The sequence below is a fragment of the Paractinoplanes atraurantiacus genome, from assembly GCF_900215205.1.
Lineage (GTDB): Bacteria > Actinomycetota > Actinomycetes > Mycobacteriales > Micromonosporaceae > Actinoplanes > Actinoplanes atraurantiacus.
In genome coordinates, this window is sequence record NZ_OBDY01000020.1 from 64542 (window position 1) to 78845 (window position 14304).

Annotated in this window: 16 protein-coding genes; 4 read left to right on the top strand and 12 right to left on the bottom strand. The window is 71.4% G+C overall.

Features of this window, described 5'->3' with window-relative positions; all coding sequences use genetic code 11:
* Window positions 1-3: 3 nt before the first annotated feature.
* Window positions 4-825, top strand: a complete 822-nt coding sequence (locus CRP55_RS33900) for a universal stress protein (RefSeq protein WP_097325600.1) — start codon at window positions 4-6, stop codon at window positions 823-825.
* Here CRP55_RS33900 and CRP55_RS33905 read toward each other — a convergent pair.
* The 6 genes from CRP55_RS33905 to CRP55_RS33930 form a co-directional block, all read right to left on the bottom strand.
* Window positions 810-1655 carry a universal stress protein gene (locus CRP55_RS33905; RefSeq protein WP_097325602.1) on the bottom strand — a complete coding sequence of 282 codons (846 nt, stop codon included), beginning with the start codon at window positions 1653-1655 and terminating at the stop codon, window positions 810-812. The two genes, CRP55_RS33900 and CRP55_RS33905, sit on opposite strands and share 16 nt — an antisense overlap.
* Before the next feature lie 148 nt (window positions 1656-1803).
* Entirely contained in the window at window positions 1804-2388 is a 585-nt protein-coding gene (locus CRP55_RS33910) for a DoxX family membrane protein (protein WP_097325604.1), read from the bottom strand.
* A gap of 91 nt (window positions 2389-2479) precedes the next feature.
* Window positions 2480-3745 (bottom strand): wax ester/triacylglycerol synthase domain-containing protein, encoded by a 1266-nt coding sequence (locus CRP55_RS33915; RefSeq protein ID WP_097325605.1) that lies wholly within the window; start codon window positions 3743-3745, stop codon window positions 2480-2482.
* Window positions 3729-4082, bottom strand: a complete 354-nt coding sequence (locus CRP55_RS33920; RefSeq protein ID WP_143235090.1) for an HPF/RaiA family ribosome-associated protein — start codon at window positions 4080-4082, stop codon at window positions 3729-3731. The genes CRP55_RS33915 and CRP55_RS33920 overlap by 17 nt, the downstream gene beginning before the upstream one ends.
* 28 nt (window positions 4083-4110) lie before the next feature.
* Entirely contained in the window at window positions 4111-5064 is a 954-nt protein-coding gene (locus CRP55_RS33925) for an Acg family FMN-binding oxidoreductase (RefSeq protein WP_097325609.1), read from the bottom strand.
* Between the two features lie 59 nt (window positions 5065-5123).
* Window positions 5124-5813 carry a CBS domain-containing protein gene (locus CRP55_RS33930; RefSeq protein ID WP_097325611.1) on the bottom strand — a complete coding sequence of 230 codons (690 nt, stop codon included), beginning with the start codon at window positions 5811-5813 and terminating at the stop codon, window positions 5124-5126.
* Window positions 5814-5928: 115 nt separating this feature from the next.
* Between CRP55_RS33930 and CRP55_RS33935 the strand changes: the two genes are divergently transcribed.
* On the top strand, window positions 5929-6726 hold the full coding sequence (locus CRP55_RS33935) for a 2,3-bisphosphoglycerate-dependent phosphoglycerate mutase (RefSeq protein WP_097325613.1): 798 nt from the start codon (window positions 5929-5931) through the stop codon (window positions 6724-6726).
* On the opposite strand, the gene CRP55_RS33940 is transcribed toward CRP55_RS33935, so the two are convergent.
* From CRP55_RS33940 to gap, 5 genes are all read right to left on the bottom strand, one after another.
* Window positions 6681-6971 carry a hypothetical protein gene (locus CRP55_RS33940; protein ID WP_143235092.1) on the bottom strand — a complete coding sequence of 97 codons (291 nt, stop codon included), beginning with the start codon at window positions 6969-6971 and terminating at the stop codon, window positions 6681-6683. The genes CRP55_RS33935 and CRP55_RS33940 overlap by 46 nt on opposite strands.
* Before the next feature lie 40 nt (window positions 6972-7011).
* Window positions 7012-7287 (bottom strand): DUF1876 domain-containing protein, encoded by a 276-nt coding sequence (locus CRP55_RS33945; protein WP_097325616.1) that lies wholly within the window; start codon window positions 7285-7287, stop codon window positions 7012-7014.
* Between the two features lie 71 nt (window positions 7288-7358).
* Window positions 7359-8996, bottom strand: coding sequence for a SulP family inorganic anion transporter (locus CRP55_RS33950; protein ID WP_097325617.1), 1638 nt, complete (start codon window positions 8994-8996; stop codon window positions 7359-7361).
* 21 nt (window positions 8997-9017) lie between these two features.
* Entirely contained in the window at window positions 9018-9629 is a 612-nt protein-coding gene (locus tag CRP55_RS33955; RefSeq protein ID WP_097325619.1) for a CBS domain-containing protein, read from the bottom strand.
* A 4-nt stretch (window positions 9630-9633) separates the two neighbouring features.
* Window positions 9634-10635, bottom strand: coding sequence for a type I glyceraldehyde-3-phosphate dehydrogenase (gene gap / locus CRP55_RS33960; protein WP_097325620.1), 1002 nt, complete (start codon window positions 10633-10635; stop codon window positions 9634-9636).
* Window positions 10636-11239: 604 nt separating this feature from the next.
* Between gap and CRP55_RS33965 the strand changes: the two genes are divergently transcribed.
* Both CRP55_RS33965 and CRP55_RS33970 read left to right on the top strand, forming a co-directional pair.
* Window positions 11240-11521, top strand: a complete 282-nt coding sequence (locus tag CRP55_RS33965) for a hypothetical protein (RefSeq protein WP_143235094.1) — start codon at window positions 11240-11242, stop codon at window positions 11519-11521.
* Window positions 11518-13686, top strand: coding sequence for a bifunctional polysaccharide deacetylase/glycosyltransferase family 2 protein (locus CRP55_RS33970; protein ID WP_245923553.1), 2169 nt, complete (start codon window positions 11518-11520; stop codon window positions 13684-13686). Before CRP55_RS33965 ends, CRP55_RS33970 begins: the two co-directional genes overlap by 4 nt.
* Here the strand turns inward: CRP55_RS33970 and CRP55_RS33975 are convergent.
* Window positions 13610-14302: a phosphoribosyltransferase gene (locus tag CRP55_RS33975; protein WP_245923554.1), complete on the bottom strand. Its 693-nt coding sequence runs from the start codon at window positions 14300-14302 to the stop codon at window positions 13610-13612. The genes CRP55_RS33970 and CRP55_RS33975 overlap by 77 nt on opposite strands.
* Window positions 14303-14304 lie beyond the last annotated feature (2 nt).

The following is a 14304-nucleotide window of genomic DNA, read 5'->3' on the forward strand; positions in this document are numbered from 1 at the left end:
ACCATGCAGCGCCGCCCCATCATCGTCGGCGTCGACGGTTCCGATCCCGGCTATGCGGCAGTCACCTGGGCCGCCCGGGAGGCCGCACACCGCCGGGCGCCGCTGCGGATCGTGCACGTCATGGACGGGCACACCGCGGCTCCCGCCGGCCACGACGACAGGTCCCATGTCGAAGCGGCCTGGTCCGAATCGAACGCCCTGGTCGATGAGGCCACCCGGCGAGCCGCGAACGCCGCGCCGGACGTCAGCGTCCGCGCCGATTCCCTGCTCGGCCGTCCCCTCGAGCGGCTGTGGGAGCTCGCCGGACGGGCCGAACTGATGGTCGTCGGATATCGCGGCCGGGGCGGCTTCGCCGGCATGCGGCTGGGCTCCGTCGGGGAGCGCGTGGCCCGGCGCGCGCCTTGCCCGGTCGCCGTCGTCCGCGGCCACCCGGCCGTGCGAGGGCCGGTCGTCGCGGGCATCGACGACTCCCCCGTCGCCGACGCTGTACTGGGCACGGCGTTCCAGTCCGCCGCGGACCGCGCATGCGACCTCGTGGTGATTCACGCGGCGGCCGAAAAGGCCCGGGTCGAGGAGCAGACCGCACCCTGGCGGCCGAAATATCCGCGGGTGCCGGTCGAGGTCCGCCTCACCCGCGCCGATCCGGGGCCGGCCCTGGAGCAGGCCTCAGCAGGCGCACAGCTCGTGGTCGTCGGCAGCCGCGGCCGCGACTATCTGCGCAGCGTGCTGTTGGGCTCGACCGGGCTGCACCTGCTGCGCCACGCCGACTGCCCAGTGTTGATAGCCCGGCCGAACGAACCACGGGAGTTTCACCGAACGATGTAGACAGGGCAGTCCGCGTGATGCAGGAGTTGGAGGCCGACCGAGCCGAGCACGGCCCCGGTGATGGTCCCCCGGCCGCGGCTGCCCACCACGACCAGCTGCGCACGGGTGGACGCGTCGACCAGCGCCGCCGCGGCGCCGTCGTGCACGAGCACCACGTCGATCGGCACGTCCGGGAATTTGCCCCTCCAGGGCGTCAGTTGCGCCTCGACCCGGGCACGTTCCTCGGCCGACGGCTCCGGCAGCTCGACGTCGCCGTTCACGTAACCGACGGGAGCCCGCCCACGGATCACCGACAGCCGGCTTCCTCGGCCGGACGCCTCGGCGAAGGCGACCTCCAGGACCTTCTCCGCCGTCTGGGACTCGTCGAGGCCCACCGCCACCGGCCCCTCGGTGAGGTCGCCACCGCGTCCACGGACGACCACCACCGAGCACCCGGCGTGGGTCGCCACACGCTGGCTCACCGAGCCCAGCAGCAGGCTGGCGAACCCGCCACGCCCGCGGCTGCCCAGCACCATCAGTTCGGCGTCATCGGCCTCGGACAGCAGGCGGGCGGCGGCGTGACCGACCAGCGGATCGCCTTCCACATCGACCTCGAGCGCCGCCCCGCGGGCCTCGTACACGGCCGTTGCCGTGACGCCCTCGGCGTGCTTGCGCGCCTCGTCGAAGTAACTGTTGCTCATGTCGTAGCGGGCCTCGTGCCACTCCCAGTCGAAGACATGCGTGACGCGGAGGGGCAGCCCGCGGCGATGTGCTTCGCGCGCGGCCCAGCGCACCGCGGTCTTGCTGTGTTCGGTGCCGTCGGCACCGACGACGATCGGATGAGGTTTCATGACGCCTCCTCAGGGCTCTCTTCCAGCCTCACCCCGCGGCTGCCCGCCCGGCAGGGCACGAGGTCCCGGTTCGACCGGCACAAGGACCCACGAAGAACCCGGCCGCTGTGCTCAGCGGCCGGGCCAGTGGTGATGTTCGGGCAGGTGGTCAGATGAGCCACCGGTTCTTCTGCACGATCGGCAGCGAGGCCCACCATTTACCCAGTCCCCAGGTGTGACCGGCGTACGTCAGCGCCAGCACGATGCCCGCGAGACCGTAGATCACGTGGTAGTCGATGATCGGGTTGGTCGACATGCTCGGCTCACCGGCGCTGGTGGTCTTGTCCAGCGGCCACTCGGCGGCCCACATCAGCAGCATCATCAGCGCGCCCGCACCCGCGGCCAGGCGCATGCCGATGCCCAGCATGAAGGCCAGGCCGATGGCCAGCAGGCCCAGCATGAACAGCCAGTCCGCCCACGGGTCGCCGGCGATGTTGTGGAAGAAGCTCTCGAACGGCCCGACCTCGACCCCGGACAGGAAGCCCTTGGTCGGCGAGCCACCGTTGACCCAGGCCCGCTCGGCCGGGGTCGCGAACCCCCACCCGAACGTCTTGTCGAAGAACGCCCACAGGAAGACGAAACCCGTGGACAGGCGCAGCACGGCGAGTGCGCGAGCTGCGGTCTTGGTGAGCATGGAGCCGGGCGCCTCAACGTGCTCCAGGTGGGCCGCGGAGCCCCGGCCGATCGTCGTCATGGTCTTCCTCCTTCATCGATGTCTGCACCTCTGAGACTGCCCGACGGCCCGGCGTACCACCCGAGGACAAAGACCCGATCTCGGGAGGACCTCAGTCCCCTGCCGCCGGGACCGCCGCGGCCTCGAGCTCGGCGCTCAGACACCGGCCGAACAGGGACAGGTCCGGGCACAGCACCGGATCCACCACTGTGGTCACGGTCAGCATGCCGCCGTACGACAGCGCCTGGCAGGCCATCGTGAGGTTGGACGCGCCCGCGGGCGCGACAGGGATCATGTTTTCGACGGCGGTCCCCGCGAGCGTCACCGGCTCGGACGGGCCCCGCAGGCAGCTGACCACGAGGTGCAAGCGCCGTTGGCGGTTCATGTACCAGCGGTAGGCGCCGGTAGCGGCGGCGAGCCGGAACGCCTGGCCCATCACCGTTATCGGGGCTGGGCCGGCCGCCCGGGGACGGCGGGCCCGCATTTCGGCGACCACCTGGGCCATCCGGCGCACGCGAGGGCCGGTGACCGGAACTGTCACCGTCATCAGGCCGACCGCGTTGCCGTCGCCCGCCCGTGGATCGCCACTGACGGGCACGCCGGCCCGGACAGCCGTGATCGGTTCGCCCCGGTACGCCAGCAGGCGGCGCAGGGCTTCACCGACCGCCACCAGGACGACGGTGGTGACCGTCGCATTCGCCCGGTGGGCGGCGGCACGAAGCCCGGCCAGCTCGGTGCGAACGGCGAGGGCTCGGCGGTGTGAACCGGTCGGGCGCAGGAGGGAACCGCGGCCGACCCGGCCGGCGAACAGGCCGCCGGCTGCGGACATCGCGGTCCGAAGATCATGCCATCGGCGGCGGCCGTCACGGGCCGCGCGCCGGGGGGCCTCGGCCGACGGCTCTCCGCCGTCCACCAGCGCGTTCAGAACGGCCAGGCCGCCGAGCCCGTCGGCGAGCGCGTGATGCACGATCAAGGCCAGGGCCGTACGACCGTCCGCCAGGCCGGTCACGAACACGGCCCGCCAGAGTGGCCGGTCGCGCCGCAACCACCGCGTCACCTCCGGAAGGATGACGTCGAGCAGGGCCCGCTCATTGCCGGGCTGCCGGCAGCGCCTGGTGTAGAGGTGTCGCGCCGGGTCGAAGGAGCGATCGCCGGCCCAGATCGGGCCGCCGTGTACCCGGACCAGGCGCTGCCGTAGCCGGGGGATCCGGGCGGCGCGCTCGCCGAGCAACTCGGCACCCCGCTCGACGTCGAAGCCGGGGCCCAGCACGAGGACGACCGCGAACTGCTCAGGCACCGGTCCCCGGTCCATGGCGAGATAGGCCAGGTCGGCGTCGCTCACCCGGACGCCGGGAGGCTCGTCACGGTAGCGCAGCATGATCGTCTGTTCCCAGCGGCGGTGCCGGCGGGCCCTGCTGGGGCCGGCGGCGGATGCGGCGCAGACGGGAACGGAGGCGTTCCTGCATCAGGTCGGTGGCTTCCTGGAGGGTCTCCCCCACGGCGTGGACGTGCAGGTTGACGCCGTTCACGTTCACGTTCGCGTCCACCCGGTCGCCGGGGGCTGAGGAGTCCAACGTCAGAGAGGAGCGCAGCACCGGTGCGGGGGCGTGGTGCAGCGCCGCCTCCAGCTTGCCGACGGCGTACGCGGTGGCCCCCGGCTCGACCTCACCGTGGGTGTGTACCTGAGGGCTGATGACTTGTTCCATACGAGTCATGACGCCTCCTGTAGGGGTTCTTGAACCTTCAGCCGTCCGCCAGCACGTCCTTGAGCGGGCGGCGAGGTGTCGCCGCCGCCGGCGGCCCATATCCGAGCCTGATCAGCATCTGAGCCCATCGGCCGGATTTCGGGTCGGAGAGCACCTCGCGTATCGACGCGATCTCCACCGGCTGGCTGACCGGCGTGGTGGCCAGGCGCATCCCGGTGGCGACGAGAAGGACCCGTTGCATCGCCTGACCGGCCGCCAGCCACTGCTCCGGGCCATCACCCTCGGTGGACAGCACGGCAATGGTGGGGTACGCCTCGAAGCGCTCGCCGCGGCGCGACGGCTGCGAGTTGACGAGGCCGAAGTCGCGCATCGGAATGCGCTCCATCGCGTCCCACGGCCCGATCGCGGCCGCCGGGACACCGTCGCGCCGGCCGGGAACGGGCCGGGTCCAGCGGTTGAGCTCGGCGAAGTAGCCGCCCCGGCGGTTGAGGCGCTCCGCGGCGGTGCGGCCGAGGCTGACGATCACGGTACGGCTCGCCGGCCCGGCGATGGTCAACGTCGCGCCCTCGTGCGCGGCCGCCTGCTGAAGCAGTTCGACGGCGGCGACCGGAACCACGGCGGACACGAAGGGCCGCCGGTTGGTGTGCCGCCGCGGGATGGCGGCGGCGAGCTCCCGGGCTCCCGCGCCGGGCCGAGCCGATCGCCGTGGCCGCACACGGGCCACCAGATCCGGCGTGCCGGGATCCGGGAACGTCTCCACTCCCGGGATCCAGCCCGCGGCCCGCAGCGCCGCCCGCAGGGTGAAAACGGCGGCACCGACGCTGATCGTCAATTCACGGCCCGTGGGGTCGAGCACGTCCAGGCGGCGCAGCGGGTCGGCGTACACCTCGACCACGTCGCCTTCGATCCGGAAGCGCCACGGCTGGCTGTTGTGAAGCGACGGCGCCAGGGTCGCCGCTTCGACACAGCGTACGAGCAGGCTCGTGTCCATGCCTCAACGCTAGGGTGGCCCCGAACGGGCGCGGCAGGGCTGAAAGACCCCTCGAGCCGTCAGCCGGCCACCGTCCCTTTGCGGACGTCGAGGAACTGGCGATCGTCGTAGTCGTGCTCGAGTGAGGAACGCACCTCGACCACGCCCGCCACCTGGCGGACGAGCCGCTCGGCAATCTCGGCCGACGTGTATCGCTGCACGCGCCCGGACAAGGTCACCACGCCGTCGACGACGGCCGCCGTCACCGTCGTGCCCTCGTCGTCCACGTAGGGCTGGAGAACGCCCGACTCCACGTCCGCGAGGATGTCGCCGTCCGGCCGGAGGTGGGCCTTGAGCAGGTCGGCGCGGGACACGATGCCGATCAGCCGCCCGAGATCGTCGATGACGGGCAGCCGCTTGACCTTCTCCTGGTCCATCAGCCGCGCCGCCGAGGCGATCGGCGTGCCACTGAGCGCCACGACGGCCGGCGCGCTCATCAGGTCGGCCACCGTGCTCGCCTTGGCCTTGCGCCGCTCGCCGCGCCGGCGCCGGCCGTCGAACATCCGGGGCTCCTCCTCACCGGCGAACTCGATCTTGCGCAGCAGGTCGGCCTCGGAGACCACGCCGACCACGTGCCGGAAAGCGTCGATCACCGGCACCGCGCTCAGTCTGTTCTCGATCAGCAGGTCGACCACGTCGCGGTAGGAGTCGTCCGCCTCGACGGACAGCACTGCTTCGGTCATGACATCGTCGACTTTCCAGGTCTTCACCGCGTCCTCCTTCGACAGGCCTCGATCCCTCACGGTACGGGGGCGGGCGGGCACACATCAGGGGCCGATCGGCCCGCCCGGCCGGGACGTGCGCCCCGTCGCCTACGGTGCTGGAATGACACGTACGGATCACGGCGGCGCCCTGCTGCTGCTCAGACACGGGCAGAGTGTGAGCAACGCGGCGGATGTCTTCACCGGCTGGTCCGACGTGCCCCTGAGCGAGCTCGGTGCGGCTCAGGCCCGCGGTGCCGCCGAGGCCCTGCGCGCGCTGGGGATGCGCCCGACGAGCGTGCACACGTCGCTGCTGCGCCGCTCGATCTCCACCGCGGAGATCGTCACGCACGGGCTGAACCGCGGCTGGGTGCCGGTGCACCGCTCCTGGCGGCTCAACGAGCGCCACTACGGCGCCCTCACCGGCCGCGACAAGCGGGCCGTCGCCGCCGAGGTCGACGCCGCGGTGTTCCGGGCCTGGCGCCGGTCGTACGCGGTGGCACCGCCGCCCATGAGCGACGACGACGCCGCCACGATGTACGCCGATGACCGGTACACCGGCCTCGCGCCCGGCGCCCGCCCGCGCACCGAAAGCCTCGCCGACGTCTGGCAGCGCATGCTGCCGTACTGGACCGACATCCTCTTCCCGCAACTACTGGCCGGGCAGACGCCGCTGGTGGTCGGGCACGGCAACACCTTGCGGGCCTTCGTGATGTTCCTGGAGGAAATCGGACCGCGGGAGGTGGAAGCTCTGGACATCCCGACCGCCGTGCCGATGCGCTACGGCCTGGACCGGCGGGGCCGTCCGGTCGCCGGCCCCGCCGGCCGGTACCTCGACCCCGCCGCCGCCCGCGAGCAGATCCGCGTCGGCCTGTCTCACACGCCCGCGGCACCCTGTTCCGGTGGCACGACCAGCGGGTGACGTTCGTCGTCCCGTTCGGCGATCTTCGCCATGGCCCGCTGGTACTGCCCCCGCGTGATCTCCCCGGAGGTCAGCTGCGCGGCCAGGACACCCTCCAAGGTCGCCGGCGGCTCGGCCCGGGTGCCGTCCGGGGTGCCGTCGCTCTCGGCCGAAGATCTGCGCCGTTGCGCCGCGAGGTCGTCGTACCACGAATACACAACGGGCAGAGCACAGGCCGCGATCAGGCATCCCAGTATCGTCAGCATGATCCACATTTGCCTCACCTCCGGTCTCCTGCTTCGGCGGTCAGCCCGTCAGGTGCGCGGGGCGGTGGGTGAACTGTTCGATGTCGGCCGCCGTCACGTCGAGCAGCTTGTACGCGAGATCCGCCAGCGCTCGTGCCGTGGCCAACTCGTCGCCGATCTCGGGCACTTCGGCGTCGGCCGGGCGGCGCCGGGCCTCGCCCTCGCCGCGCACGGGGGTGCGGGCGTCGCTGTGCAGGACCGCGGTCGCCCTCGTACGGCGTTGCTCCTCGTCCTCGACGAGGTTGATCTCGACTGTCCAGGTGCGTGTGTGCATCATGGTCCACCTCCTGCTTCGTCACTTCCTGTGTAGGCCCGTCTCGGCCTGGAACACAGGGCCGTAGGTCCCGGTTACGACGGATCGGCGCGCCACTTCTCGTAGGCGGCGACCGCCGTCGGCAACGTAGGGAAGATCCGGTCGGGGCCGACCGAGGCGACCAGGCCGAACGCCTCGAGGTCGTCCAGCAGGTCCTGCTTGACCCGGGCCAGCGCGAAGACGATGCCGCGGCCCTCCAGCTCGCGCCGGAGCCGCTCCACAGCGTCGAGGGCGGTGATGTCCACCTCCACGTTCGCCTCGGTGTTGAGCACGAACCAGGCGACCGGGCCGTCGTGGTCCCGGACCGCCGCCAGCGCCCGTCGCCGGAAGTTCTCGGCGTTGGCGAAGAAGAGCGGCGAGTCGTAGCGGTAGACGACCAGGCCGGGCACGGTCCGCGCCGCTGGATAGTCGTCCACGTCGTGCATCCCGGCCAGGCCCGGCACCAGCCCCTGCACAGCGTCGTGCGGCCGCGCGACCCGGGCCAGCATCTCGGCCACCGACAACGCGACCGCGAGCACCACCCCGTACAAGATGTCGAAGATCAGCACCCCCAGCAGGGAGCTCACCGCCAGCAGAAGCTCGCTGCGCCGGAAGCGGGCGAGGCGGCGGAAGCCGGCCACGTCGACGAGCCGGAACGCGGCGTAGACCACGATCGCGCCGAGCGCGGCCGTCGGGAAGGACTTCAGCAGCGGACCGGCGAACAGCAGCGTCGCGACGACGAGCACCAGGACGATCAGCGAGTAGACCTGCGTACGACCGCCGGCGGCCCGGGCCAGAGCGGTCCGGCTGCCGCTGCTGCTGACCGGCATCCCCTGCCAGAAGCCGGCGGCGACGTTGGCCACGCCCAGGGCCACCAGCTCCTGGTTCGCGTCGATCTCCTCGGAGGAGCGGGCGAACGACCGCGCCGTCAGGATCGTGTCGCTGTAGCCCACCAGCAGGACGCCGACGGCGGGCAGCAGGAGGGACGCGACCTCGCTGAGATCCGGCACGGCCGGGAGCGGCATGCCGGTCGGCACGGCTCCGACGACCTTGATTCCGTGCTCCTCCAGCCCGAACAGCGCCACGGCCGTCGTTGCCAGAAGCACGGCGATCAGCGGTACGGGCACTCGCGGCGCCAGCATCTGGACGCCGAACAGGAACACGAGCACTGCCGCGGCGAAGACCGTGGTCGGCCCGTCGAGCCCCGGCAGGCCCGTGACGAACGACGCCAGCTCCCCGAAGAACGAGTCTCCTTCGACCGGGACGCCGGTCAGTTTTCCGAGCTGGCTCGCCACCATGATCGCCGCGACCCCGGCCAGATAACCGACCAGGATCGGCCGGGACAGGAGGTCGGCCACGAACCCGAGCCGCAGCAGCCTGCTCACCAGGCACAGCGCGCCGACGGTGACCGCCAGGGCGGCCGCGAGCCCCGCGTAGCGCCCCGGGTCACCGGCCGCCATCGGGCCGACCACGGCCGCCGTCATCAGCGCCGTGGTCGATTCCGGCCCGGCCGACAGCAGCCGCGAGGTCCCCAGCAGCGCGTACGCGAGCAGCGCGGGAACGGCCGCCCACAGCCCCACGACCGGCGGCAACCCGGCCAGGCCGGCGTACGCCAGTACCTGAGGCACCAGGTAAGCGGCCACTGTGAGCCCGGCCGGCACGTCCCCGCGCGACCACCGCCAGGTCAACACCACCGGCCCTCGATCATCGCGGCCTCACGGCTCGGTGGCCCCGACCTCGGCCCCGGCGACACCGGGCACGGTGCGGGCCAGCACCGTGACGACCGACCGCTCGGTCTCGTCGTCGAAACTCCCGTGCACCCGGGCGATCCCGCCCTGAACGGTGGCCTTCCAGCGCTGACGGCCGTCGGCGTACTCGTCCAGGCGGTGCTGCACCTCCCGCACGAGCACCTCGTCGCTGCGCACCATGGCGCGCAGGATGTCGCGGCGGCTCACGATGCCGACCAGGGCGGTGTCGTCGAGCACGGGCAGGCTGCGCACGTCGTTCTCCAGCATGGCCTCGGCGACGTCGGCGACGTCGGTGTCGGGCCGGGTGGTCAGCGGATAGGGCGACATCACCTCCACCACCATCCCGGGCCGGTGCTGCGGATCCAGATCGGGCCGGGGGCGCAGGTGAGCGGTCGGATCCTCCGGGACCCGGTGCCACAGCAGGTCGCTCTCGCTGACCATGCCGACCAGCACACCGGCCTCGTCGACCACCGGAAGCGCGGTCACCGACCGCGCGCCCATCAACTCGGCGGCGCTCTCCACCGAGGCGGTCTGCCGCACGGTGTGCACCGGGCTGCTCATGATGTCCTTGACACGCATGTCGTCAGCTCCCTGCCATCTGTTTCGTCAGGTCGGCGAGACGGCTGGTGTAGCCCCACTCGTTGTCGTACCACCCGAACACCTTCACCAGGCGCCCCTGGGCCTGGGTGAGCCGGGCGTCGAAGACACAGGAGGCGGGATCGCCGATGACGTCGGTGGAGACCAGCGGCGCCTCGGTGTAACGGATGATGCCACGCAGGCCCGAGTTCGCGGCCACGGCGACGGCCTCGTTGACACGCTCGGCCGTGACTTCGGCGGCCAGGGTGAGGGTGAGGTCGCTGATCGACCCGTCCACCACCGGCACCCGCAGCGCGACACCGTCGAGACGGCCGGCGAGCTCCGGCAGCACCAGGCCCACCGCCTTCGCCGCCCCCGTGCTGGTCGGGATGATGTTCACGGCCGCCGCCCGGGACCGCCGCGGGTCCTTGTGCGGTGCGTCCAGCACGTTCTGGTCGTTCGTGTACGCGTGCACCGTGGTCAGATATCCCTGCTCGATGCCGAACGCCTCGTGAATCACCTTCAGCAGTGGCGCGACGCAGTTGGTCGTGCAGGAGGCCGCCGAGACGACCTGATGCCGGACCGGGTCGTACGCGTCGGCGTTGACCCCGGGGACCAGCGTCGCGTCCACGCCCTTGCCCGGGGCGGAGATCAGCACGCGGCCCGCGCCCGCCTTCAGGTGCAGCGCCGCGTCGTCGCGGGTCCGCAGCTTGCCGGTCGACTCGATGACCAGATCGACGCCGAGCTCACCCCAGGGCAGCTCGTCCGGCGTGCGCTGCCGGAACGCTGGGATACGGCGCCCGCCGACGATCAGGGCGTCGTCGGCGTGACCGACCTCGGCCGCGAAAGGCCCGAAGGTAGAGTCGTACGCGAGCAGGTGCGCGAGCGTCGCGGTGTCGTACAGGTCGTTGACCGCGACCACCCGAAGGTCGTCTTTCCCGTTCGTCAGCATCCGCAGATAGTTGCGGCCGATGCGGCCGAACCCGTTGATCGCAATACGGTAGGTCATGGTCGTCCTCCGTCTCCGGCGTGGTTTGCCTCCAGCGTTTCGCCGAAACGCCGTACGAGGCAGAGTCGAAGGTCCCGTCGGCGTGGGCAGTACCTGGTCCCCCGGGCCTCTCATCCCGGTCGAAGGCCCCCGGCCGGCCGGGACGAGAGTGACGGTGCGTATTCCTACACCGGCCGCCGAGGCGTAACGGCACACCCTTTCTATCGAATTACTTCCGTCAATTCCTGTGACGGCTGGTGACCGCGCGCGGAGAATACGACGCTCCGCGGCGGCGACCGAATTCGGCGAACCCGGAAAGCAGACGCCATTTGCCGGTGCGGACATGTCCACGTAGGACCTGGTTCCCTGTGCGGTCGCGCGCCGCGGAACAAGCATCGGTGGTGAAGGCCCTTCGTATGAAAGGAGTCGGACATGACTGACCGCTTCGATCCCAACATCCCGCCCACCGGACCGGCCTCACCCTGCATCGAAGGTGAGTTCATCGGCACCGTCGTCATCACCGAGGACCCTCGGTGACATCACCGTCCGGAGGCGGGGCCACCGGCCCCGCCTCCGGGACTTTCGGAACATGCCAGGGTGGACGGACGAAGCTTAGCGTCGAGTCATGGCCAGAAAACGGCGTGCGCAAGGGCAGACGACACCACGCGCGGTGGGGCGGGTGGCCGGACGGGTACGCGTCGGCCGTGTGAGCGGCCGCGTGCCGCCGATCGACCGGGCCTCCACCGAGGTGGCCCATTTCGACGAGGCGCCCCGGCCCGTCTTCCACGATCCAGCGGGCGGTCGTCGCCGTCGCCTGCGCATCGCCGCGTACGTGGTCGGCCTCGCTCTTCTCGTCCTCCTGCTGGCGTTCTGGTTCAGCCAGCTCAGCGGTGGAGTGCCGCAATGAGCCTTTACCACGGCGCCCGCGACACCGGACCCGAGATGACCACCGGAAGCATTCCCGCGCTGCGCCGGCGGCGGTCCATCCTGCGCGGCGTGGTGGTCTTCGCGTTGCTCCTTCTGCTGGTGAACATGCTGCTCGTGGAGGCGTACCTGCGCTTCGACTTCGCGCCGGACAGCATCCCGCAGGAGGAACAGTCCACGGACGCCGTGCCCACGGCGGTCCAGCACGGCGGCCCGGTCCTGGACCTTTCCGGCGCCGAGCCGCTCACGTACCGGATTCCGGCCCGCACCATCGTGATCACCTTTGACGACGGGCCCGATCGGCGATGGACCCCGCAGGTCCTCGACGTCCTGCGGCGGCACGGGGCGCACGCCACATTCTTCGTGCTCGGCACCCAGGTCCTGCGCAACCCTGGCCTTTCCCGGCGCATCGTCGCCGAGGGCAACGACATCGGCGTGCACACCTTCACGCACCCCCGCATGGGCGCTGTGCCGTCCTGGTTGCGCCGCCTCGAGTACGCCGCGACGCAGGGCGCGATCGCCTACCGCACCGGCCGTTCCACGACCCTGTACCGTCCGCCGTACTCCTCGACCCCTGACGCGCTGGACGACAGCGACATGGCCGCACTACGACAGGCCGGCCTCCAGGGGTACCTGACCGTGCTCAACGACCTCGACAGCCAGGACTGGCAGCGGCCCGGCGCCGAAGCGATCGCGCGCCACGCGACACCGGCGAACGGCGCCGGCGCCGTGGTTCTGATGCACGACGCGGGCGGCGACCGCTCGCAGACCGTGGCCGCCCTGGACCTGCTCATTCCGCGTCTGCAACAGCGCGGCTACCGGTTCCTCACGGTCTCGGAGGCACTGGCCGGCCGGATCCCGCCGGCCGGCCGGCCGGCCGGATTCCTCGCGCAGTCGCGCGGATGGGCGCTGGTGTGGATGGTCCTAATCGCCGACCTGACCCTCCGCGCGCTCTGGGTGCTGCTGTTCGCGGCCGGCGCGCTGGTCCTCGCCCGCACCGTGCTGCTGATCGTGGTCGCCGTGCGGCACGCCCGGCAGCGCCGCGGGCCGCCCTGGTCCTGGGGACCCCCGGTCACCGAGCCGGTGTCGATCATCGTGCCGGCGTTCAACGAGGCCGCGACGATCGGGCCCGCGGTGCGATCACTGGCGTCCTCCGCCCACCCGGGCGTCGAGGTGGTCGTGGTCGACGACAACTCGACGGACGGGACCGGTGACGTCGTACGCCGACTGGCTCTGGACAACGTGCGGGTGATCCGGCAACCCTCGGGCGGCAAGGCAACGGCGCTCAACACCGGCGTCGCGTTCGCCCGCCACGACCTGATCGTCATGGTGGACGCCGACACGGTCGTCGAGCCGGACGCGATCCACCGCCTCGTACGGCCGTTCGCGGACCCGCAGGTGGGCGGCGTCTCGGGCAACGTCAAGGTCGGCAACCGGCGGGGCCTGCTCGGCACATGGCAGCACATCGAGTACGTGGTGGGCTTCAATCTCGACCGGCGCTTGTACGACACGTTCGGCTGCATCCCCACCATCCCGGGCGCGCTGGGCGCCTTCCGGCGCCGGGCTCTGACCGACGCGGGCGGTCTGCGGCTCGACACGCTGGCGGAAGACACTGATCTCACCATCGCCGTGCAGCGCGCCGGCTGGCGCGTGGTCTTCGTGGACGACGCCCGTGCCTGGACGGAGGCCCCGACCGGCATGCGGCAGCTGTGGCGACAGCGGTACCGATGGAGCTTCGGCACGATGCAGGCGTTGTGGAAGCACCGCCGGGCCGTCACGGACGGCGGGCCGTCGGGCCGGTTCGGGCGGCGCACGCTCCTGTTGGTCGTCCCGTTCACCGTGTTCCTGCCGCTGCTGGCGCCGCTGTTCGACATCATGGCGGTGTACGGGCTGTTCTTCCTGGACAGTAAAGCGGCGGCTCTGGGCTGGCTCTCGATGCTCGTGGTGCAGACCGTGACGGCGGCGGTGGCCTTCCGCCTCGACCACGAGCCGCTGCGGCCGCTGTGGACGCTGCCGTTGCAGCAGGTCTTCTACCGCCAGTTGATGTATCTGGTCCTTCTCCACTCGGCGCTCACGGCCGTGGCCGGGCGGCGCCTCCAGTGGCAGAAGATGAGGCGTACCGGGGAAGTCCGGATCCTGCGTGGCTGATCAGCAGACGGACGACGTCCACATCCGTGACAGGTGAGAAGTCGTCGTAGTAGTAGCCCACCGACAGGAACGGCTGCGGCCGAGCCAGGCAGACTACTTCGTCGGCGGTGGCCCGCAGGATGTCCACGGCCTCGTTCGAGCCGACCGGAAGGGCGACCATCACTCGCCCAGCGCCGAGTTTGCGGGCGATCTGACAGGCCGCACGGGCGGTCGCGCCGGTCGCCGCGCCGTCGTCCACCAGGATCACGGTCCGGCCTTGGAGAACGACACGATCCCAACCGTCGCGAAGCTTGTGGGCCCGTTCGCTGACCTCGTTCCGCGCTCGTCGCTGGGCCGAGGCGAATTCCGAGGCCGTGACGTGGGCGGCGGCGACCACATCGGCGTTGACGACCGCCACCCCGTCCTCGCCCACGGCGCCCATGGCCAGTTCGGGGTCACCGGGCACGCCGACCTTGCGCACCACGATGACGTCCAAGGGCAGGCGCAACGCCTTGGCCATCTCGAACGCCACCGGCACTCCACCTCGGGGCACGCCCAGGACCACCCCGCCGGAGCGCCTCAGCCCTCGGAGCCGGCGAGCCAGAGCCCGGCCCGCGGCGACGCGATCGGAGAACATCC

Bases quoted from the DNA above. Each gene is read 5' to 3' on its own strand.
- CRP55_RS33900 (WP_097325600.1), top strand. From the start codon at position 4: ATGCAGCGCCGCCCCATCATCGTCGGCGTCGACGGTTCCGATCCCGGC.
- CRP55_RS33905 (WP_097325602.1), bottom strand. From the start codon at position 1,655: ATGAAACCTCATCCGATCGTCGTCGGTGCCGACGGCACCGAACACAGC.
- CRP55_RS33910 (WP_097325604.1), bottom strand. From the start codon at position 2,388: ATGACGACGATCGGCCGGGGCTCCGCGGCCCACCTGGAGCACGTTGAG.
- CRP55_RS33915 (WP_097325605.1), bottom strand. From the start codon at position 3,745: ATGCTGCGCTACCGTGACGAGCCTCCCGGCGTCCGGGTGAGCGACGCC.
- CRP55_RS33920 (WP_143235090.1), bottom strand. From the start codon at position 4,082: ATGACTCGTATGGAACAAGTCATCAGCCCTCAGGTACACACCCACGGT.
- CRP55_RS33925 (WP_097325609.1), bottom strand. From the start codon at position 5,064: ATGGACACGAGCCTGCTCGTACGCTGTGTCGAAGCGGCGACCCTGGCG.
- CRP55_RS33935 (WP_097325613.1), top strand. From the start codon at position 5,929: ATGACACGTACGGATCACGGCGGCGCCCTGCTGCTGCTCAGACACGGG.
- CRP55_RS33940 (WP_143235092.1), bottom strand. From the start codon at position 6,971: ATGCTGACGATACTGGGATGCCTGATCGCGGCCTGTGCTCTGCCCGTT.
- CRP55_RS33945 (WP_097325616.1), bottom strand. From the start codon at position 7,287: ATGATGCACACACGCACCTGGACAGTCGAGATCAACCTCGTCGAGGAC.
- CRP55_RS33955 (WP_097325619.1), bottom strand. From the start codon at position 9,629: ATGCGTGTCAAGGACATCATGAGCAGCCCGGTGCACACCGTGCGGCAG.
- gap (WP_097325620.1), bottom strand. From the start codon at position 10,635: ATGACCTACCGTATTGCGATCAACGGGTTCGGCCGCATCGGCCGCAAC.
- CRP55_RS33965 (WP_143235094.1), top strand. From the start codon at position 11,240: ATGGCCAGAAAACGGCGTGCGCAAGGGCAGACGACACCACGCGCGGTG.
- CRP55_RS33970 (WP_245923553.1), top strand. From the start codon at position 11,518: ATGAGCCTTTACCACGGCGCCCGCGACACCGGACCCGAGATGACCACC.
- CRP55_RS33975 (WP_245923554.1), bottom strand. From the start codon at position 14,302: ATGTTCTCCGATCGCGTCGCCGCGGGCCGGGCTCTGGCTCGCCGGCTC.